This is a genomic window from Sphingobium lignivorans (assembly GCF_014203955.1).
GTDB classification, from domain to species: domain Bacteria; phylum Pseudomonadota; class Alphaproteobacteria; order Sphingomonadales; family Sphingomonadaceae; genus Sphingobium; species Sphingobium lignivorans.
This window is the reverse complement of record NZ_JACHKA010000001.1, coordinates 1,838,735-1,862,035: the sequence shown is the minus strand read 5'-3', so window position 1 is coordinate 1,862,035 and position 23,301 is coordinate 1,838,735. Positions and strand designations below refer to the sequence as shown.

General features: G+C 66.1%; 20 protein-coding genes and 1 tRNA gene. 8 read left to right on the top strand and 13 right to left on the bottom strand.

All coding sequences use genetic code 11. From position 1 onward, the window contains the following. Nucleotides 1-37: 37 nt before the first annotated feature. Entirely contained in the window at nucleotides 38-928 is an 891-nt protein-coding gene (locus tag HNP60_RS08460) for a helix-turn-helix domain-containing protein (protein WP_184152472.1), read from the bottom strand. A 121-nt stretch (nucleotides 929-1,049) separates the two neighbouring features. On the opposite strand from HNP60_RS08460, the gene pobA reads away from it, so the two are divergent. Continuing rightward, nucleotides 1,050-2,225, top strand: coding sequence for a 4-hydroxybenzoate 3-monooxygenase (gene pobA, locus HNP60_RS08455; protein ID WP_184152469.1), 1,176 nt, complete (start codon nucleotides 1,050-1,052; stop codon nucleotides 2,223-2,225). A 447-nt stretch (nucleotides 2,226-2,672) separates the two neighbouring features. On the opposite strand, the gene HNP60_RS08450 is transcribed toward pobA, so the two are convergent. After that, the gene (locus HNP60_RS08450; RefSeq protein WP_260394791.1) at nucleotides 2,673-3,479 is read right to left on the bottom strand and encodes a PEPxxWA-CTERM sorting domain-containing protein; all 807 of its coding nucleotides are present in this window, start codon (nucleotides 3,477-3,479) and stop codon (nucleotides 2,673-2,675) included. A 274-nt stretch (nucleotides 3,480-3,753) separates the two neighbouring features. On the opposite strand from HNP60_RS08450, the gene HNP60_RS08445 reads away from it, so the two are divergent. The 3 genes from HNP60_RS08445 (at nucleotide 3,754) to HNP60_RS08435 (ending at nucleotide 7,788) form a co-directional block, all read left to right on the top strand. Continuing rightward, nucleotides 3,754-4,317 (top strand): ECF-type sigma factor, encoded by a 564-nt coding sequence (locus HNP60_RS08445; protein WP_184152467.1) that lies wholly within the window; start codon nucleotides 3,754-3,756, stop codon nucleotides 4,315-4,317. Next, nucleotides 4,310-6,685 carry a serine/threonine-protein kinase gene (locus tag HNP60_RS08440; protein ID WP_184152464.1) on the top strand — a complete coding sequence of 792 codons (2,376 nt, stop codon included), beginning with the start codon at nucleotides 4,310-4,312 and terminating at the stop codon, nucleotides 6,683-6,685. Before HNP60_RS08445 ends, HNP60_RS08440 begins: the two co-directional genes overlap by 8 nt. 137 nt (nucleotides 6,686-6,822) lie before the next feature. After that, nucleotides 6,823-7,788, top strand: coding sequence for an AraC-like ligand-binding domain-containing protein (locus HNP60_RS08435; RefSeq protein WP_184152461.1), 966 nt, complete (start codon nucleotides 6,823-6,825; stop codon nucleotides 7,786-7,788). Nucleotides 7,789-7,803: 15 nt separating this feature from the next. On the opposite strand, the gene HNP60_RS08430 is transcribed toward HNP60_RS08435, so the two are convergent. Next, nucleotides 7,804-8,202: a polyketide cyclase gene (locus HNP60_RS08430; RefSeq protein WP_260394790.1), complete on the bottom strand. Its 399-nt coding sequence runs from the start codon at nucleotides 8,200-8,202 to the stop codon at nucleotides 7,804-7,806. Between the two features lie 21 nt (nucleotides 8,203-8,223). After that, on the bottom strand, nucleotides 8,224-8,763 hold the full coding sequence (locus tag HNP60_RS08425) for a DUF6438 domain-containing protein (RefSeq protein ID WP_184152458.1): 540 nt from the start codon (nucleotides 8,761-8,763) through the stop codon (nucleotides 8,224-8,226). 262 nt (nucleotides 8,764-9,025) lie between these two features. Between HNP60_RS08425 and HNP60_RS08420 the strand changes: the two genes are divergently transcribed. Together HNP60_RS08420 and HNP60_RS08415 are read left to right on the top strand one after the other, a co-directional pair. Next, nucleotides 9,026-9,352 (top strand): HU family DNA-binding protein, encoded by a 327-nt coding sequence (locus HNP60_RS08420; protein WP_158512695.1) that lies wholly within the window; start codon nucleotides 9,026-9,028, stop codon nucleotides 9,350-9,352. Nucleotides 9,353-9,909: 557 nt separating this feature from the next. Continuing rightward, on the top strand, nucleotides 9,910-11,031 hold the full coding sequence (locus HNP60_RS08415; protein ID WP_184152456.1) for a helix-turn-helix transcriptional regulator: 1,122 nt from the start codon (nucleotides 9,910-9,912) through the stop codon (nucleotides 11,029-11,031). Here the strand turns inward: HNP60_RS08415 and HNP60_RS08410 are convergent, their stop codons facing one another. The 8 genes from HNP60_RS08410 to HNP60_RS08375 form a co-directional block, all read right to left on the bottom strand. Next, entirely contained in the window at nucleotides 11,032-11,832 is an 801-nt protein-coding gene (locus tag HNP60_RS08410) for a hypothetical protein (RefSeq protein ID WP_184152452.1), read from the bottom strand. It abuts the gene before it with no gap. Between the two features lie 24 nt (nucleotides 11,833-11,856). Further along, nucleotides 11,857-12,312, bottom strand: coding sequence for a DUF1425 domain-containing protein (locus tag HNP60_RS08405; protein WP_014076001.1), 456 nt, complete (start codon nucleotides 12,310-12,312; stop codon nucleotides 11,857-11,859). A 17-nt stretch (nucleotides 12,313-12,329) separates the two neighbouring features. Next, entirely contained in the window at nucleotides 12,330-13,457 is a 1,128-nt protein-coding gene (locus tag HNP60_RS08400; RefSeq protein ID WP_184152449.1) for a COG3014 family protein, read from the bottom strand. Nucleotides 13,458-13,471: 14 nt separating this feature from the next. Further along, complete coding sequence (locus tag HNP60_RS08395; RefSeq protein ID WP_014075999.1) at nucleotides 13,472-14,104, bottom strand: hypothetical protein; 633 nt, start codon at nucleotides 14,102-14,104, stop codon at nucleotides 13,472-13,474. A 74-nt stretch (nucleotides 14,105-14,178) separates the two neighbouring features. Further along, nucleotides 14,179-14,763, bottom strand: coding sequence for a hypothetical protein (locus tag HNP60_RS08390; RefSeq protein ID WP_184152446.1), 585 nt, complete (start codon nucleotides 14,761-14,763; stop codon nucleotides 14,179-14,181). Nucleotides 14,764-14,936: 173 nt separating this feature from the next. Continuing rightward, nucleotides 14,937-15,012, bottom strand: a tRNA-Ile gene (locus HNP60_RS08385). A gap of 90 nt (nucleotides 15,013-15,102) precedes the next feature. Next, complete coding sequence (locus HNP60_RS08380) at nucleotides 15,103-16,110, bottom strand: polysaccharide deacetylase family protein (protein WP_338056755.1); 1,008 nt, start codon at nucleotides 16,108-16,110, stop codon at nucleotides 15,103-15,105. Nucleotides 16,111-16,200: 90 nt separating this feature from the next. Then, nucleotides 16,201-17,985 (bottom strand): sensor histidine kinase, encoded by a 1,785-nt coding sequence (locus HNP60_RS08375; RefSeq protein WP_184152439.1) that lies wholly within the window; start codon nucleotides 17,983-17,985, stop codon nucleotides 16,201-16,203. A 152-nt stretch (nucleotides 17,986-18,137) separates the two neighbouring features. On the opposite strand from HNP60_RS08375, the gene HNP60_RS08370 reads away from it, so the two are divergent. Next, nucleotides 18,138-18,611 carry an Lrp/AsnC family transcriptional regulator gene (locus tag HNP60_RS08370; protein ID WP_184152436.1) on the top strand — a complete coding sequence of 158 codons (474 nt, stop codon included), beginning with the start codon at nucleotides 18,138-18,140 and terminating at the stop codon, nucleotides 18,609-18,611. Nucleotides 18,612-18,708: 97 nt separating this feature from the next. Here HNP60_RS08370 and HNP60_RS08365 read toward each other — a convergent pair whose 3' ends face one another. Beyond that, the gene (locus HNP60_RS08365; RefSeq protein ID WP_184152433.1) at nucleotides 18,709-20,019 is read right to left on the bottom strand and encodes a hypothetical protein; all 1,311 of its coding nucleotides are present in this window, start codon (nucleotides 20,017-20,019) and stop codon (nucleotides 18,709-18,711) included. 341 nt (nucleotides 20,020-20,360) lie between these two features. On the opposite strand from HNP60_RS08365, the gene gyrA reads away from it, so the two are divergent. Then, a complete protein-coding gene (gene gyrA, locus HNP60_RS08360; protein WP_184152430.1) occupies nucleotides 20,361-23,078 on the top strand; it encodes a DNA gyrase subunit A in 2,718 nt (905 codons plus the stop codon). The last annotated feature ends 223 nt before the right edge of the window (nucleotides 23,079-23,301 follow it).

The following is a 23,301-nucleotide window of genomic DNA, read 5'->3' as shown; positions in this document are numbered from 1 at the left end:
GCGCCTGCACCGGTCTCGGGCACCGGGCAGGCAAGCCTCAGCTGCCTTTCTCCCACCTCGCCCGATAGACGCTGGGCGCTTCGCCCGTGTGGCGGGAGAAGAAGCGGGAGAAATAGCCGGGGTCTTCGAACCCGATCGCATAAGCGACTTCGGCGACGCTCAGTTGCGAATAGAACAGCAGGCGTCGCGCTTCCAGCAAGGCGCGCTGGTCGATCATCGCGGCGGGCGACAGGCCGGCGACACTCAGGCATGCGCGCCGCAATGTCGTCTCGCTGACGCCGAGCGCACGGGCATGAACGCTGACGGGCTCCCGCAGCCGGAACCGCTGCTCGATGCGGGCGCGCCAACGCGGCATGAGATCGGCGGCATAGGCCTGCCCTGCCGATGGCTCCGGCAGAACCGCCGACCGGCGAAGCGCAAGCACCAGCAAGGCGAGGAGCGATGCCTCCACGCCCACGCGAAAGCCTTTTGCCGCTTCGTCCAGCTCGCGCCGGATCGCGATCATCCACTGCTCGGCAGCCTGTCCGTCCCCGGCGTCCAGCGGCACGGCGGTCGCTTCCCTGAACAGGGAGGCGATGTCCGGATCTCTGGAGAGGAGCTGGCGCAGATAGGAATCCGCGGTCGTCAAAACCCATCCGCTCGATTCGCGATGCCAGGAAAAGCCGTGGATAACCCCTGCTGGAATCAGCAGCAGGGCCGGCGCCTCGAAATCGGTGCACTGGCCCTCGGCATGGATGGTTCCGCCGCCCCGCGCGATGAGGATGGCATGATCGAGATGGCCATGGACATGTGGCTTGATCGTCCATTCCTCGGGCCGCGACCGTTCGTCCAGCGTTTCGACATGGACGAAGCCTTCGGTGATCCCCCGCTGCTCTTCGCCGTAGAGAGAGTAAGCAGGAACGACATTGGTGGAAGACACTGGAGACATCTGGTGACGCCCGGCCGGAGACTGAATCGTCCAGATGTCTGGTTGATCCGGCCATGGGAGGCAAGGCCGATTCGCGGCATGAAGGTGGCAGGTACGAATTTCACGCCAGGCAGGAGAGGTCATGAAGACCAAGGTACAGGTCGCGATCATCGGAGCCGGGCCCGCGGGCCTGCTCCTGGGGCATCTTCTGCGGGCGGAAGGGATCGAGGCGCTCGTCATAGAGCGCGCATCGCCCGATTATGTGCTGGGCCGCATCCGCGCGGGCGTGCTGGAACGCACGACGACCGACCTGCTTGACCGGCTTGGCCTCAGCGATCGGATGAACGCGGAAGGATTGCCCCATGATGGCTTCAACCTCGCCGATGGGGAACGGCTGATCCGCATCGATATCGCGGCGCTCACCGGCAAGCAGGTCATGGTCTACGGCCAGACCGAGCTGACCCGCGACCTGATGGATGCCGCGCCGGGACGAGGGCTGGAGATCGTCTACGAAGCCGCCGACGTGGCCCTGCACGACATCGAGAGCGATCGTCCCTCCGTCACATTTCAGAAGGATGGCAGCGTCCATCGGATCGAGGCGGATTTCATCTGCGGATGCGACGGCTTCCATGGCCCGTCCCGTCAGGCGATCCCCGCTTCAGCCGGACAGGCCTTCGAGAAGGTCTATCCCTTCGGGTGGCTCGGCATCCTCGCCGATGTGCCTCCCTGCAATCATGAGCTGATCTACGCCAATCACGAGAATGGATTTGCCCTGGCGTCCATGCGCTCGAAGACGCGCAGCCGCTACTATATCCAGGTTCCCCTCACCGATCAGGTGGAGGACTGGCCCGATGACCGGCTGTGGGACGAGCTTGCCGTCCGGCTCGGGCCCGACGCCGCGGCTTCGATGACGCGCGGCCCCGCCATCGAGAAATCGATCGCGCCGCTTCGCTCCTTCGTGTTCGAGCCGATGCGCCACGGCCGCCTGATGCTCGCTGGCGATGCCGCACATATCGTCCCGCCCACCGGTGCCAAGGGCCTCAACCTCGCAGCGTCGGACGTCGCTTATCTTTCCGAGGCGCTGATCCGCTACTTCCAGCAGAGCGACAGCGACGGGATCGCCGCTTACGGACCAAGAGCCCTGGCGCGCGTGTGGAAAGCGGAGCGTTTCTCCTGGCAGCTGACCACGCTCATGCATCGCTTCCCGGACACGGATCCCTTCGCGCGCCGGATGCAGATGGCCGAACTCGACTATATCGCTTCCTCGACGGCCGCCCAGACCACCATCGCGGAAAACTATGTAGGCCTGCCGCTTTAGGCGCGTGGCCACATTGGATGGCTCTGCGGGATGGCGGTTAGCCGGGATTTCGGTCCGAAAATAGCCCGCCGGGGACACGACGACAAAGCTGCTGTTGCTCTCTCCCCTTGAGGGGGAGAGAAACGGAGGCTTGTCAGCGTGCTGACTAGCCGAAGTTGAGAGGGGGCGAGCAGCCGGCGTGCGACCTCCCCTCTCCTAACCCTCTCCCCTGAAGGGGAGAGGGTTACGGCCGCTCGCCCAACATCGCTATCATTGAAGCTCTCTCTCGGAAGCTCCGACAGCCGCCGCTGGTTCAGCTCAGACTTTGTCCCCGCGCCTGCGACGGCGTCGAAAAATCCCCTCCGCTCCTCCGGGAGCCGCTGATGCGCTTGGGTTTGCAGCACGCAGCCAGAAGCCGGGCAAGGGGTTCTCCCCTGCCCGGCTTCCGTGCGCCGCTGCCCTGCAACCTCAGGCGAAGTGCACCCGGTATCCACGCTGACGGCGCAGGACCGAGCCGACCAGCGCCAGCCCGCCGATCATCATGCCCCAGGTCGCGGGCTCCGGCACGGCCGGCGGCGGCGGCAGAACCTCGTTGGTGATGCCGGCATAAATGACCTGCGCCTGCGAGTAATTGTAGAACCCGAACCGTCCATCGCTGAACGTGCCATCCAGATCGAACTGGAGGACATCGTCCACCCAGACCTTGATGTTGCTCGCGGTGAATGCGATGTCGAAATTATATGTGACGTTATCGCCCCAGCCGGTGCTGCCCAGCGTCGCCCCGCGGGCCAGTTCCGTCACGCCCAGGGCCGGGTCATGCGACCAGGCGCCGGCATTGTCGGCCAGCCCGCCGGTCACATGCGATATCGCAAGGCCGGCCGGAGCAAAGCCATAGAAGTTCTGGTTGAGCTGCTTCCAGTCGATCAGCAGGAAATCGGTCGAATCGGCCGCCAGATCTCCGGGGTTGAAGCCGATCACGAAGCCCACGAAGTCGTCGTCGCTGGTCGTGTTCACCCGGATGGTTCCGGAGAGCTGGTTCCCGAACGCGTTGAAGTCGCTGTAGAAAACCGTCGGGGACCCGTTCACTGTCTGGCGGACCGTGTCGTTGCCGTTTTCGAGAACCCAGTTGTAGCTGTTGCCATATCCTTCCGCCGTCCAGGTGGAGAGGTCGACAGGCACCTCGGCCGCAAGGGCCGGCGGCGCCGCGATCATGGTCAGGGTCGGTATGGTCAGGGCCATCACGCCCGACCGGACCCGCTTCATCGTCCTGGTCATTCATTTTCTCCCACATCGTCGATCCGGGAGATGCGGAACGCGACCTCCCATCACGAACAGCGTGAAAATGGCTTCGATCGGGTCACGGCGTCGCACCGGCTTCGTCCCGGTTCAGGACATTTGCGTCCCCGGGGGGCAGCGTCTCCCGGGTGTCGTCCCCTCCTGCTTTCCCTTGGCTCTAGCTCCGTTCGGCACCCACGGCATCATTAGGGCTGGACAGGCCACGCCCGGCCATCGAAGATCGCGCGGTCAAGGACGGTGGGGGTCGAATGACATGGATCGGTCCGATGGGGGCTTTGCCCATCTTGTCGAACGGTGGCGGTCCGGGGACCGGGTTGCGCGGGACGAACTGATCGGCCGGATGCTTCCGGAACTGCGCCAGATCGCCGCGGCGCGGCTGCGCAATGAGCTGAACAGCTCCCTGTCCACGGACGATCTGATCAACGATGCCGTCGTCCGCTTCATGCGCCTGTCCGCGATCGACCTTGCCGACCGGGCGCATTTCATCGCGCTGGCTTCGCGCATCATGCGCAACGTGCTGACCGACCATGCGCGGGCGAAAGCGGCGGACAAGCGCCAGCATCACAAGATCGAGCTGAACACCCGCGTCGACGGCGGGCAGCGCATTGATCTCGAATCCCTCAATTTCGCGCTTATCAGGCTGGGCGCCATCGATCCGGCGCTGATGGAGCTTGTCGAGATGCGTTATTTCGGAGCGATGAGCATCGAGGATGTGGCGATCGCCACGGATCAGTCTCCCGCCACGGTGAAGCGGCGCTGGCGCACGGCGCGGGCCTGGCTTGCCGACGCCATGGCGGAAACGATCGACAATGGATGACGTCGCGCTGGAGCGCGAGGCACTGCGCCTGTTCGAGGCGCTGACCGACATTCCCGAGGCGGACCGCGAAGGCTGGATCGCCGCCCGGACCGCAGGCAACGAAGCACTGGCCGGGCGGCTGCGCTCCCTGCTCGCGGCCGAACGGCGCGCCAGCCTGAGCACGGGCGGCGCATGGCTGAGCGAGGACACGGCCGAGCTCCCGGCGCGCATCGGCGCCTATCGGATCACCGGCCTCATCGGGCGCGGCGGCATGGGCACGGTGTACCGGGGCGAGCGCGATTCCGGCGACTTCGATCATGTGGTCGCGGTCAAGGTCATCAAGCCCGGCCTTCTGAGCGATGCGCTGGCCGAGCGTTTCCGCCGCGAGCGGCAGACGCTGGCGCAGCTCTCCCATCCGCACATCGCCCAGCTGTTCGATGGCGGCGAGACCGATGAAGGCGCGCCTTACATCGTCATGGAGTTCGTGCCCGGCTTTTCGCTGCTGCGCTGGGTCGAGGAGACGGCGCCGTCCCGGGCGGAGCGATTGCGCATGTTCGGCGCGATCTGCCGTGCGGTCGGCTTTGCGCATCGCAGCCTCGTGGTGCACCGTGATCTCACGCCCTCCAACGTGCTGGTCACGCCCGACGGCTCGCCCAAGCTTATCGATTTCGGCATTGCCCGCGCGCCCGATCTCGCGCCGTCGACTGACGGTGCCAGGGCGCCCTCCATCGGCAGCCTCAGCCTTACGCCGGGCTATGCGGCCCCCGAGCGCATGACCAGTGCCGCCGTCTCGACCAGCACGGACATCTATTCGCTGGGCAAGCTGCTCGGCTGGCTGGTCGACGACAAGAGCAGCGAATTGCGGGCCATCATCGCCAAGGCCACGGCGGACGATCCCAACGACCGTTACGCGACGGCCGAATCGCTGGCCGAGGATGTCGAGGCCTGGGCGACGGGCTATCCGGTCTCCGCGGTCCGGCGCGGGCCGGGCTACATCTTCGCCAAGTTCGTCGGCCGCAATCGTCTGCCCATTGCCGCGGCGGCCCTGACGATCGCCCTGCTGCTGGCCGCGCTCGTCTATGCGCTCGTCGCGAACCACCGCGCCCAGATCGCGCGGGCCGATGCGGAAACCCGGTTCAATGACGTTCGCGCCCTCGCCAATTACATGCTCTTCGATCTCAACGGACAGCTGGCCCGCGTGCCGGGCAATACCGCCGCGCGAGCGGCATTGGCCGATCAGGCGCAGCGCTATCTCGCCTCCCTCGCCGCCACGCCCGGCGCTTCTGCGGACCTTCAGCTCGAGACGGCGCGCGGTCTCCTGCGCCTCGCCCAGATCCAGGGCGTGCCCAACGAGCCCAATCTCGGCGAGCGGGACAATGCCCTCGCCAATCTGCGCAGGGCCGACCAGCTGCTCACGTCCCGCCCCGGCGAGGATGCGCACGCGGCTATCTATCGCGGCCTTTCGGCCCTCTATCGCGGCCTCATAGAAGTGCATGGCAAGGCCGACCAGAAGGCCGCGCGCGCCTCGCTCGCCCAAGCCGAAGCCAGCCTCGCGAGCGTCGCCCCGGCAGGCCGCGACGATGAATGGGTGCGCGCCATGAGCGCGTTGCGGATCGCACAGCTCGAATTCCTGGATGTGGCGGGAGAGCGCGCCGGGCTGGCAAGCCTCATCGAGCGGGCACGGAAGGAGCGGCAGGGCTGGACGCCGGCCCAGCGCGACAGCTTCAGCGCCCGGGCCGACGAGGCCATGCTGCTCTATTATGAAGGCCTGAGCCTGGGCGACACGGATTATGAGAAGGCGCTGGCCGTGCATCTCGAGGCGGAGAAGCGCTATGATGCCCTGCTGGAGGAACGGCGCGACGATCCCCTGCTGCTTTATCGCGCGGCGTGGAACGGCCTCGATGGCTTCGCAGCGGGCTCGCGGGCGGGCATCGAGCATGTTTCGGACCGGCTCATCCGTCGCGCCGCGCAGGTCATCGACCGGCTCGCCCTCATCGACGACCGCGACGATGCGGTCCGCGCCCTGCAGATGAACATCAAGGAAGCGCTGTCCCAGAATCTGCGCGATGCGGGCGCATTCGAGGAGGCGATCGCGGCCGCGCAACAGGTGGTCGCGCTGCGCAAGGCTGCCGCCGAAAAGGCAGGCAAGGCCGGCACGACCAATGACCTCGGCAATCTCGGCTTCTCGCAGATGGTCCTCGGCGTCGTCGCGCGCGATGGCGGACAGCGCCCGCTAGCCTGCGCGGCCTGGCGCGATGCGCTCGCCAGCCTGCGCACGGCCGAGAAGGCGGAGAAGATCATCGGCTTCCACCAGGGCTTCATCCCCGGCATCGAGGCGCATGTGAAAGCCTGCGCGAACGGCGGCCCGATCGATTTCCCCATGCGCTGACTCGCGCGTCGAAGAACGGACCGTCGGTCCCGCCGGTGCTATCGCCTTGCTGCGGGAGTCATTTGCGCATAGCCTGCGGCCATCGTCCGGAAAACGCTCCGCACAGAGGGCAGGACCATATGAGGAGAGGCGTGGACATGATGCTCCAGGCAATCGACACCAGCAGTGTGGCCGCGCGCGATCGGCTGCCTTTCTGGACGGAACTGGCAGACAGGTTCATTGCGCCGCTCACCATCGAGGTGCCGGACGATCGCCCTTTCGAGGCCCGCATGTATCGCGCGTCGCTTCGGGACTGCGACATCATCTCGCCCTGCTCCTCGCCCGCCCGGATCTACAATCAGCCGGGGCTGGACGTGGGCGCCCTCAATCTTCAGCTTCAGCATGTCGGCAGCAGCGTCAATCACACGGGCGGGCGGACAAGCCGGCTGAACGAGGGCGATTTCCTGCTCTTCGATCCCTCCCGCTCCCTTGAGCTCACCTTTGCCGAGCCGACCCAGACCATCGTGCTGCGGCTGCCGGTCGCCTATGTCGAGGCGCGCCTGCCCCGTCTGCGCCAGATGGTCGGCATTCCCGTGCGCGGAGACAGTGGCGCGGGCGCGCTCTTCTCGCGCTTCCTTCGCTCGGCGTGGAGCCAGCTCGAAGCGGGCGAGAATGACTGGGGCGATGCGATCAGCGATGTCATCTGGCCATTGCTCGACCTTGCCTACAGCCCGGCCTGTCCCGATGTGCAGCAGGCCAACAGGCGGGATCTGCGCCGCCGCGCCGTGCTCGATCTCATCGAGGCCAATCTGTGCGACGCCGCGCTCGACACGCACCGAATCGCGGCCGGCGTCGGGGTGAGCGCCCGTTATGTCCAGCTCCTCTTCGCGGGCATGGCGACGACGCCGTCCGCCTATATCCAGCGGCGCAGGCTGGAGCGCGCGGCCTCGCGGCTCAGCAAGGCAAGCAGCGACGTGACCATCACCGAGATCGCCTTCGATGTCGGCTTCAATGATCTCAGCAGCTTCTGTCGATCCTTCCGCCGCCGGTTCGACATGAGCCCCAGCCGCTACCGCGCCATGCGCGGCAGGCCGCTCACGCCCGACCGGCTGACCGGCGCTTGAAGATATCCCGGTTATTCAGCCTTCGACGAGCTTCTTGAGGGCCCTCAAATCCCGGTTCACCAGCTTGATATCCCCCGCAAATCGCTCCTCGTCCATGTCCGGCTGACGAAAGAGCGTGATGATCACTTCGGCCCCCGCGCCGTTCTCGACCACGCGAAGCGGGACATGGATCTCCGGCCCCTCCCCGGTGTCGACGAAATGATCCATCACGCCGAACGCGTTATGGGGCGTGAAGCGGATATGGATCGGTCCCTCGGGGCCATCGGCCTGCCAGCGGCCGTCCTCCATCCGCAGGTCCGATTCGGCCAGCCCCAGCGCCCATTTCGGGAAAAACTCCGGCTGCCAGATGAGCTCGTAGAGCGCCCTGGCGTCCATGGCGATCGAGACGCTGAAACTTCGCGCGGGTAACATCATTCACTCCCTGATCGTTCACGCTCAGCCCCGCGAGGCGCCGGGCCGGGTCGTCTGTCTTGCAAGGTCGGCAATGCCCAGCCTCTCCGGGGCGGCTTCGAGGACTGCGTTCAGCCGGTCGTTCCGCGGCGACCGGCACCCGCGGTCATGCTCCAGGACGGTCGTCTTGCCATCGGCCGATGTCCAGGTAATTCGATAATGCTGCTGATCGCTGATGCGCGCATCGCATGTGGTGCTGGCCGTCGTGCCGTCCGCCGGACGGAAAGGCGCAAGGGCCTCGGCGAACGCGCGATAGGTGGCGGCATCCTTCGTCACTGCCTGTTTTCCGATCGTCATCGTATGCCGAATCCCCTCGAAAGCGACTGTGCCATTCGACGCGATGCGCGCATTGTAGACGGGGCAAAAGCCGAAGCACGGGCCCACTTCATAGGCAATGGACTCGGCAGGCCCTTCGCTCGCGGGCACCCCCGTCGCCGGCGCATCGATGGCCGCGCACCCCGCAAGGGAGAGAGCGAGACCGGCGAGAGCCATATGCGGGAGCAGGACAAGATGACGGAAATTCATGAAGATGCCCTTTGGTCCTGAGTGTCCGGATAACGTCCAGCGTCACCCGATGACATGACGGAACTGAACGCCGCCTGTCTTGAAGGAGGCCGCCACACCCCCGTTTTTCAGGCAAATTCGGTCTTTTCGGACGATGCCGTTGGCTTTTCCCCGAACGCCCGATATCAAAGCCCGGCTTGGCGCTGGTTACGATCCGGCGCGTTGCAAACGAACGCAAAGACGCAGCGGACAAGCGGAGAGGACATGACGGCGGTAGACTGTCATGAGCGGTGCCGCTAAGCGCGCCCGACCGAAAACAGAGAAAGGATGTGCCATGAACAATAACGATCTCGCCGATACCATTGCCGCCAAGCACGATCTCACCAAGACGGACGCCCGCGCCGTTGTCGACGCGGTGTTCGCTTCGATCGCCGACGCCGCTGCCAAGGGTGAGGAAATCTCGCTGAACGGCTTCGGCAAGTTCAAGGTCAAGGACACGCCCGCTCGCGAGGGCCGCAATCCCTCCACCGGCGCCACGATCCAGATCGCGGCTTCGAAGAAGCTGAGCTTCGCGCCTGCCAAGGCGGTGAAGGACAAGCTCAACGGCTGATGCCGTTGGCCGGCAAAATCCCCCCGCAGCGGATTTGCCCCTGAAGGTTCAGCGACCCGTCCCGTTCTGAGGACTGTCGTCGACCTCCGGTCATCGATGAGAGCCCGGTTTCCAGTCCCGACTGAGCCGGGCTCTTACGACTGAGCCGGGCTCTTATATGCGTGTCGCGCCCTGGCCCGGCCATCGTTGGTGATAAACGCACACGCCGCCGCCCTAGCCCCGCCCTACCCCCGTTCTGGCAGTTGCTTCAGGATCGCCTTGCAGCTTCCTCGCCGGCGCGAAGAGCCATCTGACCGCCGCCGCGCCCGAGGCCTGCCCAACCAATCCCCTATCCCGGCAGTAAAAGCCCAGTAGCGGGAAGCATTCTTACTCGCTATGGAGACTAGGTGCGTGCGGATATTCCGGGCGCTCATGACCCGGGGGGGCCAATAGACAGATCATCGACGACGCAGCCGGTCTTCATGCCGGGCGTGCTGGTCGCTGTGCACGGGATTAGCTGCCTTTTAACCATGCTGCACTATCGCGACTTCTGACGGACGGAAAATTCAGGGGGAATTTTGGACGAAGCGCACCATTGGGAGCGCAGCTTTCAGGATGCTGCGCTCGATCCATCGCTGTGGGCCAATACGCTCGCGGACCTCGCCGATCACACCGGCTCTGCCCGAGCCCAGCTGATCGGCCTCGGCGACAAAGCCATTTCCTTCAACTGGGTGACTCATGCCGATCCATGGATGCTGGAGGATTTCGAGCAGATCGACGGCGGCCATGCGGACATCAACTTCCGCATTGCCGCGGAGCGAATAAACGGCAATCGCAGAATTCTCTTCGAAGCCGATTATGATGAAGCCAAATCGGCGCTGCGCAGCGACATCTATCTCGAATTCTGCGAGAAGTATCAGATACCTTATGGCTGCCAGTCGGTGCTCCTTCAGGAAACCGGGCAGATGATCGGTTTCGCCCTGCTGCGGACCGAGCGGGACGGCAGGACCACCGAGGAATCGCGGCGCACATTCGCCCTGGCCGATCGTGCCGCGCGCACCGGTGTCCGCATGCAGATCGCGCTGGAAAAGCAGGGGTTGAGCCTCGTCGGCGGCATGCTTGGCGATATGTCCGTGAACTGCATCCTCCTCGACCGGACCGGCCGGGTCGGTGCGATGACCGAGGGAGCCGAGCGGCATATGGCGGACCGTGCCGGCGTGCTTCGCGCCATCGGTGGCCGGCTGTTCGGCGTCACGCAGCATGCCACGCGCGAGATTGATCGCGCGCTCGGCGATGTGATCGACAAAGGCGGCAGCACGCACCGCCGCCTTCTCCTGGCGCGGCCGGAGGACGATGACGGACATGGTGAAACGCGGCCGTTCCGGGTGGACTTCTTCCGGCTCCAGCAGCGCGAATGGTCCCTTGGCTTCGTTCCTGCCGCCGCCGTCGTCATTCGCGACCAAGGCCTGCCCGGCGAGCGCGATGAGGATGCCAGGCTCCTCGGCCTCGCCTTCGGCCTGACCACGGCCGAAGCCTCGGTGGCGCTGCTGCTGGCCAGGGGACATACGCGTGAGCAGATCACGGCCGTCCGCAACGTCTCCAACGAGACGCTGCGCGTTCAGGTCCGCAACATCTATGCCAAGACAGGCTGCAACCGCGAGGCCGAGCTCGTCCTGCTGCTCGCCGAGCTGCTCGGCTGATCAGAGGAAGCCGCGCATCGTCTCCGAGGCCAGCGTCTCGGCGACGAGATCGGGCGTGATGCGCTCATCCCGCTCGCGCTGGAAACCGCCTGGGCGTGCCACGAGGCGCTCGGGGCCGGCCGCCGGGCGCGCCTCGGTCCGGAAAGTCGCCACCACGCGGGAGCTTGGCACGTGCAGCACCCGGATGCCGAAGATCATGCCGGTGGCGCTGCCGCTGCGATATTCCGGCAGCACCTCGACCAGATAATCGATGCCTTCCTCGACCGCGAGCGTCTCCATGAACTGCTGGTCGACCCGGTCGTCCTGGTTCCGCGCGGCGGAGACCTTGCGCATCAGTGCGGCGCGATCGACCAGATTGGCGCCCGCGCGCACGAAGGCCGTGACATAGGCGCTTTCGAGATCGCCTTCATCATCCCTGTCGAGCCAGGCACTGGGCCCGCCGGTGGTGCGCTCGGCCTCGATCACTGCGTCGGTGGAGCGCGTCACGGTGCCACGATACGCCTCGACAGTCACGTCCTCCTGCGCGCGCAGGCGGTAGCGTGACGAGGATTCGTCCGTCAGCGCCACGTTCCAGAAGAGCAGGATGCGCGGGTTGCCCGCCTTGCGCGACCAGGAGCGGAATTCGTCCTGGGTGCGATACATGGCCGCATCCGGATCGGCTGTCGCGCGGCGCGGATTGACGGCGGGCATGCCGCCGCGCTCCGCACCGGCGACCGCCGGCATGCCCGTGCGTTCCTGCGCCTGGGCCCCGCCGCAGGCCAGCGCGCTGGCAGCCAGAGCCGGAATGATGAAAGCTCGCATGGCAGATCTCCCCGCGTGCCGCGCTCACTGCGCCGCGCGAACTTCGACATAATATTGCGAAGCCGAGCCATTGCTCGCCACCTGCTCGAAGAGCACCATGGACTGGGGCTTCACGAAAAGGCGCGTCCAGGAGGATGCGGCGTCGACCGGGCGGCCATTGGGATCGTACCAGCTGTTGCGCACCTCGAGCGGGATTTCCACGCCCGTCTTGTTGCGCAGCTCGACGCTGATCCGCTTGAAGCCGGTGCCGGTATCGCTCAGCACGACATTCTCGACATCGAGCACCGAGTTCGCTTCCCACTTGCGGTTCTTGTAGCGCGCCAGGCTCTCGTCGATCACCCGCACGGTGTTGAGCGTGGGACGCACATAATTCTGGTTGTCGATGCGCACGCCGCCCTCGGGCATGGTCGCGGAGCATCCCGCCAGCATCGCTGCTGCGGCTGCCGTGGCGGCAAGCGCCGCAATCCGGTGAACTGTCATCTGCACGTCCTTCTTTCCTAGCGAGAGCGGGCCAGCGCCAGCTGGCGGCCCCTCGGGTCCTTGATGGTGATGAGCTGTTGGGTCGGCTGGTCGGTCGGGGTGCCGTCCGTCAGGAACTGGACGGCGAGATCCTGCATCCCGAGCTTCCCCGACGCGAAAGTGGAGACGTGGACGCGATCGGGCAGCGAACTCCAGGTCCGGGTGTCGGCCTTCACCTTGGCCTTGCCGGAGAGAATCGAGGCCAGCGCCCCCACCCCGGCCAGCGCGCCGGACACGGTCCCGTCGCCCCCCAGCGCGGAGACGACCTGGGCGGTGTCCGTCAATGTCGAGCCAACGTCGTTGGCCGCACGCTTGAACTTGACCTGGCCCTTGATGATCTGATCGATCTCGCGTCCGCCGCGCGTCGCCGCCTGACGGTAGACGTCCTCCATGGCATAGAGCGGAAGCTGCTCGCCCGCCGTAACCAGCTCGGCGCGGTTCTCGGTGAAGCCCTTGCCCCGCCGGAAGACGAAATAGCTGTGGTCGAGCCCGTCGCCCAGCTTGCGCGGCGCCGTGCCGGTCTCGACCAGTGCGAGCGTGTCGTCGCTCTCCCCGATTCCCGGGAAATCGGGCCGCAGCGCGTGGACCTTCGCCAGCGCCTCGTCGCGCAGGTCCTTGTCGCCGTTCAGATGGGATGCCCACGCCTCCAGGAAGTAAAGAACCGCGAAGTCGGCCTGGTTCTGCTCTTCCTCCGCGAAGGCATCCTGGAACGTACCTTGCCGGAAAGCGGCGCGCGCATTCTCATAGTCCCCCTGCGCGAGGAACACGAGGCCGCGATAATAATAGACCATCGCCCGTTCATAGGGCTCACCCTTGAACGTCTTGGCCCCCTCCTCGTACCAGAGGCTGCGCGCCTTCACGACGCTGGGATCGTTGAGGAAGACCAGCTCGATGTTCTGGATGCAGTCGTCGAAGCTGCGGCCGGCACCCTGGAAGTCCTGCGACCAGAAATAGCGCGTGCCGATCTCCATCTGGTTGAGCACGCGGTTGCGGTCACCCTCGGAATCCAGCTTCGCGAGATAGGGCGCCGGGTCCGCGTCGGCCAGCGCGAGCGCGGGCGCGCCCTGGGCCAGGATGAGGAGACCTGCGAGGAGCTTGCTGGACATCGTCGGAGCCCGGCTCAGCGATAGACCACATTGTCCTGCGCGGCCTTCTTGAACTCGTAGATGTTCGACCAGATGAGGTCGCCATATTCGAGGTCGAGAAGCTCGAAAGTATAGGTGCTGTAGCGCTCCTTGACGCCGGTGCGGGTGTCCACCGCGTCACGCGTCCCGATGCGGCCGACGAGGCGATAGTCCGCTCCGGCCATCGCACGCGTGCGTCCGGTCGTTCCCACGTCGACCTGCCCGGCATCCTTGAGGTCGCGCTCCATCTGCACGGCATCGGCATATTCACGGCCGACGAAGCGCACCCGCCCGCTCGCCGCGCGGCTCAGCAGCACGCGGATGCGATCGGTGATCATGGCCTTGTCGATGATCTCGGAGCTCTCGTTGCGGAAATGCGCGGAATCGATGATGACGCGCGGCGCTGTGGCCGCGTTCATGATCGCCGGCACGGTCAGCAGGTCACGCATCATCGCGTCGCTCATCGAGACGATGTCCTGCGATTCGACGCCCACGCCCCGCACCGCGCCCGGCGAATCCGGAGACTGGTAGAGACTTGGCTGCCGGGACTTCGTCTTGGCGTCCGCCACTGCGGGCATGCAACCGATCACTGCGAGCGCGACGAACGCCCTGCCGAATCTGGCGACCATGATTTTCCGGCCTTTCCTTGGAGTACGGGATCTGGCCTGCGGGCATGGAGCCTCGCCCGCAGGCCCGAAAATGTTCAGAGCGAGGCCGAAGTGGTGGCTTCGCTCACGACCGGCGTGCGCGGATAACGGGCATAGATATTGCCGAAATCCGGATAGATCGCCGTCACGGCCTTCACGATGCGCGCATATTCGGCATGGCCGGAATGGAAGGCGTACATGTTGGCTGCCATGTCCTCGAGCGTGTTGAACGACTGGTCGCTCGAGCTTTTGAGGAATTCCTCGCCGCCGATCGACTTCAGCGCCGCGGCGCGCGCCAGCTTCTTGGTCGCCTGGCCCGCGAACAGGCCGGCGAAGGGAATGTTGCTGAGCAGCTGGTCAGCGGCGACCTGTCCTGCGGCCCCCGCGATGTCGCCGGCATTCTGCACGCCCATGGCATTGGTGACCCACTCGGCCGTCACGCCATCCGAGGTGAAGGGCGACATGAAGGCGCCGCCATTGCCCTCGATCGGCTTGGGCGCGGCGGCGCGGAGCGCGGCGATCGCCTGCTCCCGCTGGACCGGATCGGAAATGCGGGCCACATCCTGCACGCCGCCGGAGCTGGCGCAGGCCGAAAGAGAGAGAGCGAGCAGCAGAGCCGCACTCGTCGCACGATAGTTCATATAGATACCCCCTGAACCTGACGTTCGGAGGGGCCGAGTAATGAACCTCGCGACATCCCACATCACCCGCGCGGGTTATGCGGCAAAATCCTGTAGCCGAAGGCTCGCATCCTCACCGGCCAGTCAGCGGCGGACAATCGGAAACAGGAATGGACGAATGCGGCGGGAGGGGATGGTGGGCCCGGCAGGACTCGAACCCGCAACCTAGCCGTTATGAGCGGCCAGCTCTAACCATTGAGCTACAGGCCCCGATGTCCATCAGACGCCCGGACAAGGGGTATCGAGCCACGCGTTAGCCCGCCCCAGCCCCGCAAGGCAAGTATCCTCATGCGCCCGGCGCTATATCGCGGCGAGCAGCTCGGCCTGGCTGATCGGCGCGATGCCGCGCTTGTCCAGATGATCCAGCACGCCGTCCCACCAGCGGTAGAAATGCTCCACGTCGGCTGCGCTGTGCGTGTAGAGCGTGTGTCCGGGCTCCAGCGTCGGCGAATGGAAGGAGAAATTGAGCAAAGGCGCGCCTTCCTCGATCAGCGCGTCGATTGCCGCGCGACATGCGGCGAGATCCACGCCCTCCGGCGTCAGCGGCACCCGCGCGAGCAGCCCGAAGCGGGAGAACGCACCGGCAACGCGCCCGGTGCGCGCCAGAAGGGGATGGAGCCGTTCGCCGCCGCGCCTCAGGGCGCCGACATAGGCTGTCGAGAGCGGCACTTCGATGAGCCCGCCCGTCGGTCCCACGCGCCAGGGCCGCAGCGGCATCCCGGAAAAATCCGGCCCGAGCTGGCCGCGATAGTCAAAGCGACTCCGCACCGAGCTGTCGATCCGGAAGCCGGCATCCTCAAGCAAAGCGGCGGTATGCGGCCCCACGCCATAGCGCCCCGCCCGGTAAGCGACCGGCTTCACGCCGATGCGCTGCTCGATGCGGTTGCGCAGCGCGGTCAGCTTGGCGCGCTCCAGCGAGCGCGGAAGGTTGCCCGCATAGCTGTTGAAGAGGTTCACTACCTCCTGATGCGGCGGATTGACCCATGGATGCAGGTGGACGCCCACGTCCGCCGCGCCGTCCTCCACCCAGCCCCGCAGCAGGGCGCTGGCCGCCGCATCCTCGATGACGGGATAGTCCGTCACATAGACCGGGCGCACCCCGGCCGACCCGATGAAGCGCTGGAACCGCTCCATGCCGGCGACGACGCTGACCTGCGTCGCGCTCCGGCTGAACGGCGCCGCCCAGTCGAACTCTTCCTCGGTATCGATCCACAGCATGAAGCGCCGGCCGAGGCGCTCGGGCCAGTCGATGGCCGCCGTGGAGGGCGGCGGCTCGATCAGATTGGCGGCAAAGGCGGCCACGATGATGGGGACCTCGTCTTGAGCGGGATGTGCGTTCGCCGCCCTAGCACGAAATCCCTGCCGGTGGATTAAGCATGCGCGCGCCGCGGACCGGCGTCAGCGCTGGCTCTCCTGCCCACTCTCCAGCGAGGCCGCGACCGGCATGAGGATGCAGAAATGCTCGCTCGTGATGCTGAACCCACCACCCAGATGCGCGGCAATGCCCCTCACCAGCCTGAGCGTGAAGGCGAGGCCGAGCGGCGGCACGTCGTGGAATTTCTGTTCCCCCGGCCCGCCATGATCGAGCAGGTCCCGCTCGGACAGGGATTGCAGCGCACCGGGCCGCGCCATGAGGAAACGGACCTTCGCCCCGGTTCCGTCCTGCTGCAGGCGCAGGGTCAGCGGCTCCCCGGGTTCGAGCGCGGCACAGCCGGCCCGCACGAGATGGCGCAGCATCCGCTCCACCTGCTGGCGGTCGCCGGTGACGGAGGGCAGGCCGTCCTCGACGGACAGCGCCACCACGCCCTCGGGGGCCACGCTGCTCATGATCGCGCGCAGCAGCGCCTCGATATCGAGGGGCTCGGGCCGCGTCCGGTCGTCGCCCCGCGCGATGCGGCTCGCCAGATCGAGATCGTCGAATGTCGTCAGCAGCACATGGGCATCGGAGAGAATATGTTGCGCCATGTCCCGATACTCGCCGGGCACCGGCCCCACGAGCTGGGCCTGGATCATCTCGGCATAGCCCTGGATGGCATTGAGCGGCGTGCGCAGTTCATGGATGAGCTGGCGGGTGCTCTGGGCGGAAAGGCCTGCCCATCCCTGCCCGTCGTCCGGCGCCGTCGAGCGCACCAGCCCTTCATGCGGCAATTCGCGTCTGGCCGAGCCGGCATAGCCCAGGAACCGACCGCTCGCCCTGTCGAAGCGGGGCGTCGCCGAGATCCGCCATTCCCCCGCCAGCGCACCTTCCCCGACGGAGAAGCGCGCATTGTCGAAGGCCGCGCGCCGCCGGAACGCGCCCAGCGCCGTGCCGTCGGCGCCATGGCGATTGTCGAGGTCCGCCACGGCGATGCTGAGGCCGAAAGCGGCGCCGCGCGGTGCCGCGCTCACCAGCCTGATGAGCCCCGAAGCGTCGGTCTCGAAGGTGAACTGGTCGATCGCCGCCGGCGCTGCGACCATGGCCTCGTCCCGGTGATCGGGCGCGGCTTCCGCGATGGCCGGTGCGCCCTCCGTGGGCGCCAGATCCTGCACCTTCATCATCTCTTCAGGCTCGGAGGGGGCACGGCTTTCCTTGAAGCGCTCGATCCGAGCGACGATGCGCTCGAACTGGCTCGGCCCATCGTCCGGGCCGTCTCGTAGCCCCTCGTCCAGCCCATCGCCGGGATCGCCCGCGAAGGCGGGCACGCGATCCGCGTCCGCCAGCGTAAGGATGCTCGCGTCCACCAGCGAGGGAAGCGCCATGTCGTTCGGTCCGAACTGGCGCAGCGTCGCGTCCGCGCGCGGCCCCAGGTCGGTCCGGCGGCGCAAGACGCTGCGCGCCAGCGGGCCGAGGTCGGGAATCAGCGCGGCCCAGTCCGCGTCAGCGAGGCGGACATGGCTCATCAACGCGGCGACCAGCGAGGGATGATCCTGCGCGAGAATGCGCACGAGCCCCGGTGAGCGCAGCCGCCCGCCCAGCTCCACGATGGATGCGATGCGCTTCTCCAGCGGCACTTGCGGGCTCAGGCGCGCAATGATCCCGAGGACGAGATCGCGGTCTTCCTCGTCCAGGATGCGCGGCGGCTGCGCGCCGGAGACGTCATGCTGCGCGATGAGGTCGATGCATTGCCGCCATCGCGTCACGGTCGCGGTGGCGCCCTCGCCCGGGTTGGCGAGCACCGTCCGCAAGATATCATTGAAACGCATTGCCCGGAGACCCTTCGTGGTTAAGCGACGGGTAACCTTCGTTTCAGCGGACGCCTAGCTGCAAAAAACGGGACGTCGCATTGTGGGACAATTGCATTGTCGAGACATTATCTTGTGGTATAGAGCATCATTGCGAAAGGAAATGTCAGCTCATGCCGGGTGCGGCCATAGACGAAATCGACCTCAAGATTCTCGATGCGCTGCAGGCGGACGGGCGCATGACGAATGTGGACCTGGCCGCGAAAGTGGGCCTCACCGCGCCACCCTGCCTGCGTCGCGTGCGCACGCTGGAAGAGCGCGGCTATATCGGCTCCTATCACGCGCATCTCGATCCGGTTTCGCTGGGCTACACGATCACCGTCTTCGCGATGGTGAGCCTCAAGAGCCAGGCGGAGAATGACCTGCGCGCCTTCGAGAGCTACGTCGCTGACCTGCCGGAAGTGCGCGAGTGCCACATGCTGAACGGCGAGATCGATTTCATCCTGAAAGTGGTGGCGCGGGATCTGCGGAGCTTCCAGCAGTTCCTCACCTCGCGCCTGACGCAGGCGCCCAACGTAGCAAGCGTCAAGACCTCCCTCACCATTCGAACCTCGAAGAATCTCCCGGGGGTTCCGGTCGAGATCTGAGCGCCGCGCCGCTCCCTGAAAACGCAGCACCCTCAAATGAAAACGCCGACGGAAAACTCCGCCGGCGTTTTTACTGTTTCCCGATAGCGAGAGCCGATCAGGCGGTGGGATTGTTCACCCACACCGTCCAGAGATCGGCGATCTTGCGGCGCACGCCGTTGGTGCCACCGTTGCCGACCTTGCCGAAAGCTTCCACCGCCCCGGCCTTGTCGCCGCTGCGTGCCAGCGCGATGCCGAGCCGCGTGTTGACCTCGTCCGCGTCCACGCCGCCCTTCTGCAGCGCCAGCCGGTAAAGCTCGGCCGCCTTGGCATAATCGCCAAAGCCCATATAGGCGCTAGCGGTCGAAGAGGCCGGCTTGCCGGTCGCGGCGGAGGCGGCGCTGGTCGCGGAGGAGGCGAGCGTCGCCTTGTCCTTCGCGGCGCTTTCCGTGGCGAGGCGATACAGGTCGGAAAGGCTGTTGTTATCGATCTCACCCCGGGCGCGGCCGGTCTCGATCACGGCCTTCACTTCGCCCGGCAGGCCCGCTTTCCAGGCGGATTCGGCATATTCGCTGTAGCTGTAGGCATTCTGCAGCGATTTGCTGCTGTCCATCAGACGCATGAGGTCCAGGGTTTCATCCCGGGTCATGTTGTCATTGGCGTCCTGAAGCGAGCGCAGCACCACGCGCCAGTTGTCCGGGGTCCCGGCATGGGCGAGCGCGAGCTTGGACCACTCGATCTGCGAGGGATCATCGGCCAGAACCGACATCTTGAGGCCGCGCGTATACCAGCTCGCATCAACCGCCTCGCCGGCCGACTGCCGCAGCTCGATGGCCTTCTTCAGGTGCGGCAGGCCCTGCTGCACCAGCGCCTTGCCGGCCGGGTTGAACTGGTTGCCGTTCACATTGTTGTAGGCCTCGCCGAAATAGCTCTCGGCCAGGTAGATTTCCGGGTTGGCGCCTTCATAGCCGGCCTGCGCGGCCTGCTGCAGATGCTGGCGCGCGGCCGCGTGATCCTTGGCGTTCAGCGCGAACTGGCCGGCGAAATAATGGAATTTGGGAACGTCGGCAGCCGGCGTCATGCCCGAAGCGAGCATGGTTTCCACGCCCTTGCGCTGCAGGCTCTCGTCCTTCAGGCCGATGCCGGTGTTCAGGTAGAAATTGCCGAGGAAATATTTGTCGTCCGGCTTGGTGGCGGTCGGCTCGATTTCGGCGAGCTTCGCCTTGGCGCCTTCGAAGTCGCTCTTGGCGAGCATTTCCTGCAGGGCCTGAGCGCCCGGCGTGAATTCCTTGCTCGGCGAAAGCTTCATCTTGCCGTCGTCGGCTTTCTTGTCGTTCTTCTTCTGCGCTACCGCGGCCGACGGCATCATCATGCCGGCCGAAACGGCCGCAAGCGCGATCGACAGGGCAGTAGTTCTCAACAGACGCATCAAAACTTCCTCCAAAGACTAGGCTCATGATCGGCTCGCCGGGGAACGGAAAAACCGGCATGTGTCCCGGATGGTTCCATGGCAATGTGAGTGTTAACCGGGTTTGAATGCGGTATAAACTGGCTAGCGCAGCTTGTCATCGGTCCGCAAGCGGATCATCGCAGCTCATGCCCGCCATGTCGATGGACGCTTGCGATTCCGGCGCTGCGAACCCGAGCGGCCTGCCTGGCCGGAGGCGTCGTCAGGCGCCATCGCGCCACCCCTTTTTTCTGGCATTCGGACGCCCCGGCGGCTAGGCTCGGGAACTCCCTTTTCCATGCAACAGACATAAGAGAACATAATTGAGCAGCGACGAGACACTCCTCGCCGAACCCTCGGATATCAGCCCGATCAGCATCGTCGACGAGATGAAGTCGAGCTATCTCGACTACGCCATGTCGGTCATCGTTTCCCGCGCCCTGCCGGACGTGCGCGATGGCCTCAAGCCCGTGCATCGCCGCATCCTGTGGGCGAGCCACGAAGGCGGCTTCGTGGCCGGGCGGCCGTACCGCAAGTCGGCCAAGATCGTCGGCGACGTGATGGGTAATTACCACCCGCACGGCGACTCCGCCATCTACGATGCCCTCGCCCGCCTGGCGCAGGACTGGTCGATGCGCGTCATGCTGATCGACGGCCAGGGCAATTTCGGATCGATGGACCCGGATCCGCCCGCCTCCATGCGTTATACCGAAGCGCGGCTCGCCAAGGTGGCGACGACGGCGCTGCTGGCCGATATCGACAAGGACACCGTCGACTTCCAGGACAATTATGACGGCGCGCATCGCGAGCCGACCGTGCTGCCCGCCCGCTTCCCGAACCTGCTGGTCAACGGCGCGGGCGGCATCGCCGTGGGCATGGCCACCAACATCCCGCCGCACAATCTCGGCGAGGTGCTGCGCGCCTGCAAGGCCTATATGGACAATGGCGCCATCACCACCGAAGAGCTCATGGAGTATATCCCCGGCCCGGATTTCCCGACCGGCGCGCTGATCCTGGGCCAGGGCGGGGCGCGCAATGCCTACACCACCGGGCGCGGCTCGATCATCATGCGCTCGCGCCACGAGATCGAGACGCTGCGGGGCGACCGGCAGCAGATCGTCCTCACCGAAATTCCCTATCAGGTCGGCAAGTCCGGGCTGGTCGAGAAGATCGCCGAGGCCGCGAAGGACAAGCGGATCGAGGGCATCAGCGACATCCGCGACGAATCGAACCGTGAAGGCGTGCGCATCGTCATGGAGCTCAAGCGCGACGCGACGGCGGACGTGGTGCTGAACCAGCTCTGGCGCCACACCCCTGCCCAGTCGAGCTTCCCGGCCAACATGCTCGCCATCCGTGGCGGCCGGCCGGAACTGCTCAACCTGCGCGAGATCATCGAGGCGTTCGTGCGCTTCCGCGAGGAAGTCATCACGCGGCGCACCAAGTTCGAGCTCGCGAAGGCGCGCGAGCGGGCGCACATCCTGCTCGGGCTCGTCATCGCCGTCTCCCATCTCGACGAGGTGGTGCGAACCATTCGTGCTTCGGCCAGCCCGGCCGCCGCGCGCGAGGCGCTGCTCGCCCGCGAGTGGCCGATCGCCGACATCGCGCCGTATCTGCGGCTCGTCGAAGCGGCGGAAGCCGACCCGACCGGCGACAGCTATCGCCTCTCGGACGCGCAGGTGCGCGCCATCCTCGACCTGCGCCTGCATCGCCTGACCGCGCTTGGCCGGGACGAGGTGGGCAGCGAGCTCCAAGGCCTCGCCACCGCGATCGAGGGCTTCCTCGAGATTCTCGGCAGTCGCGTGCGGCTCTATGAAGTCATGCGCGAGGAATTCGACGCGATCGAGGCGGAGTTCGCCACGCCGCGCCGGTCCATCATCGCGCCTGCCGCCGACGGCATCGAGGACGAGGACCTGATCGAGCGCGAGGACATGGTCGTCACCGTGACCATGCAGGGCTATATCAAGCGCACCCCGCTCGACACTTTCCGCGCACAGAACCGGGGCGGCAAGGGCCGCGCGGGCATGGCGACGAAAGAAGAGGACGTCATCACCGAGCTGTTCGTGACGAGCACGCACACGCCGGTGCTGTTCTTCTCGACCCATGGCAAGGTCTATCGCCTCAAGGTCTGGCGTCTGCCCGAGGGCGGGCCGGCGACGCGCGGGCGGCCGATGGTCAATCTGCTCCCGCTCGCCAATGGCGAGGCGATCCAGACCGTTCTCCCGCTGCCGGAAGACGAGGCGGAATGGGCGAACCTGCACGTCATGTTCGCCACGGCGCGCGGCAATGTGCGCCGCAACGCCATGGATGCCTTCTCGAACATCCCGTCGAACGGCAAGATCGCCATGAAGTTCGAGGGCGAGGATGCCGACGACCGGCTCATCGGCGTCGCGCTTCTCACCGAGGATGACGACGTGCTGCTCGCCTCCCGCCAGGGCAAGGCGATCCGCTTCCGGGCGGACGACGTGCGCGCTTTCCAGAGCCGCAATTCCACCGGCGTGCGCGGCATGACGCTGCGCGAAGGCGACGAGGTGATTTCCCTCTCCATCCTCCATCGCGTCGGCACCGGCCAGGACGAGCGGGAGGATTATCTCCGCTTTGCGCCCTGGAAGGGCGAGCGCGAGGATGGCGCCACCAGCTCGCTGGACCCGGCACGCTACGAGGAGCTCAAGGCGCGCGAGCAGTTCATCCTCACCGTCTGCGCGAACGGCTATGGCAAGCTCTCGTCCGCTTATGAATATCGGCGGACCGGGCGCGGCGGCCAGGGCATCACCAATATCGACAATATCGAGCGCAATGGTCCGGTCGTGGCGAGCTTCCCCGCGACGCGCCGCCATCAGCTCATGCTGGTGACTGATCAGGCCAAGCTGATCCGCATCGGGCTCGACAGCCTGCGCGTCATCGGCCGCGGCTCGGCGGGCGTCCGCCTGTTCGACGTGGCGCAGGACGAGCATGTCGTGGGCGCGGCGCGGATCGAGGAAAGCACGGAGGACGATCCGGACGCGGAAGGCGGCGCGCCGCTCGCCGACGACACGCAGGCCTGATCGGGCGAGCGGGACGGGGCCCCCGAGCCCCGCCCCTCACCTCTCGCATCACCCGAAAAAAAGCGGCGGTGGCCACAGGGCCGCCGCCGCTCGAGGTCCGCAGGCACGGGTCGCACGAAACACCTGCGGCACCAGTCCGGAAGAGGCGGGAGACAGGTCGTCCTTCCGCGGCAGGGCAATGGCCGGTGCCCCGAAAGCCCCCGAGGCCTGCTGCGGAATGACC

What these genes read in the sequence shown, in the direction of transcription:
- HNP60_RS08460 (WP_184152472.1), bottom strand. Translation starts at nt 928, where the DNA reads ATGTCTCCAGTGTCTTCCACCAATGTCGTTCCTGCTTACTCTCTCTAC.
- pobA (WP_184152469.1), top strand. Translation starts at nt 1,050, where the DNA reads ATGAAGACCAAGGTACAGGTCGCGATCATCGGAGCCGGGCCCGCGGGC.
- HNP60_RS08450 (WP_260394791.1), bottom strand. Translation starts at nt 3,479, where the DNA reads ATGACCAGGACGATGAAGCGGGTCCGGTCGGGCGTGATGGCCCTGACC.
- HNP60_RS08445 (WP_184152467.1), top strand. Translation starts at nt 3,754, where the DNA reads ATGGATCGGTCCGATGGGGGCTTTGCCCATCTTGTCGAACGGTGGCGG.
- HNP60_RS08440 (WP_184152464.1), top strand. Translation starts at nt 4,310, where the DNA reads ATGGATGACGTCGCGCTGGAGCGCGAGGCACTGCGCCTGTTCGAGGCG.
- HNP60_RS08435 (WP_184152461.1), top strand. Translation starts at nt 6,823, where the DNA reads ATGATGCTCCAGGCAATCGACACCAGCAGTGTGGCCGCGCGCGATCGG.
- HNP60_RS08430 (WP_260394790.1), bottom strand. Translation starts at nt 8,202, where the DNA reads ATGATGTTACCCGCGCGAAGTTTCAGCGTCTCGATCGCCATGGACGCC.
- HNP60_RS08425 (WP_184152458.1), bottom strand. Translation starts at nt 8,763, where the DNA reads ATGAATTTCCGTCATCTTGTCCTGCTCCCGCATATGGCTCTCGCCGGT.
- HNP60_RS08420 (WP_158512695.1), top strand. Translation starts at nt 9,026, where the DNA reads ATGAGCGGTGCCGCTAAGCGCGCCCGACCGAAAACAGAGAAAGGATGT.
- HNP60_RS08410 (WP_184152452.1), bottom strand. Translation starts at nt 11,832, where the DNA reads ATGCGAGCTTTCATCATTCCGGCTCTGGCTGCCAGCGCGCTGGCCTGC.
- HNP60_RS08405 (WP_014076001.1), bottom strand. Translation starts at nt 12,312, where the DNA reads ATGACAGTTCACCGGATTGCGGCGCTTGCCGCCACGGCAGCCGCAGCA.
- HNP60_RS08400 (WP_184152449.1), bottom strand. Translation starts at nt 13,457, where the DNA reads ATGTCCAGCAAGCTCCTCGCAGGTCTCCTCATCCTGGCCCAGGGCGCG.
- HNP60_RS08395 (WP_014075999.1), bottom strand. Translation starts at nt 14,104, where the DNA reads ATGGTCGCCAGATTCGGCAGGGCGTTCGTCGCGCTCGCAGTGATCGGT.
- HNP60_RS08390 (WP_184152446.1), bottom strand. Translation starts at nt 14,763, where the DNA reads ATGAACTATCGTGCGACGAGTGCGGCTCTGCTGCTCGCTCTCTCTCTT.
- HNP60_RS08375 (WP_184152439.1), bottom strand. Translation starts at nt 17,985, where the DNA reads ATGCGTTTCAATGATATCTTGCGGACGGTGCTCGCCAACCCGGGCGAG.
- HNP60_RS08370 (WP_184152436.1), top strand. Translation starts at nt 18,138, where the DNA reads ATGCCGGGTGCGGCCATAGACGAAATCGACCTCAAGATTCTCGATGCG.
- HNP60_RS08365 (WP_184152433.1), bottom strand. Translation starts at nt 20,019, where the DNA reads ATGCGTCTGTTGAGAACTACTGCCCTGTCGATCGCGCTTGCGGCCGTT.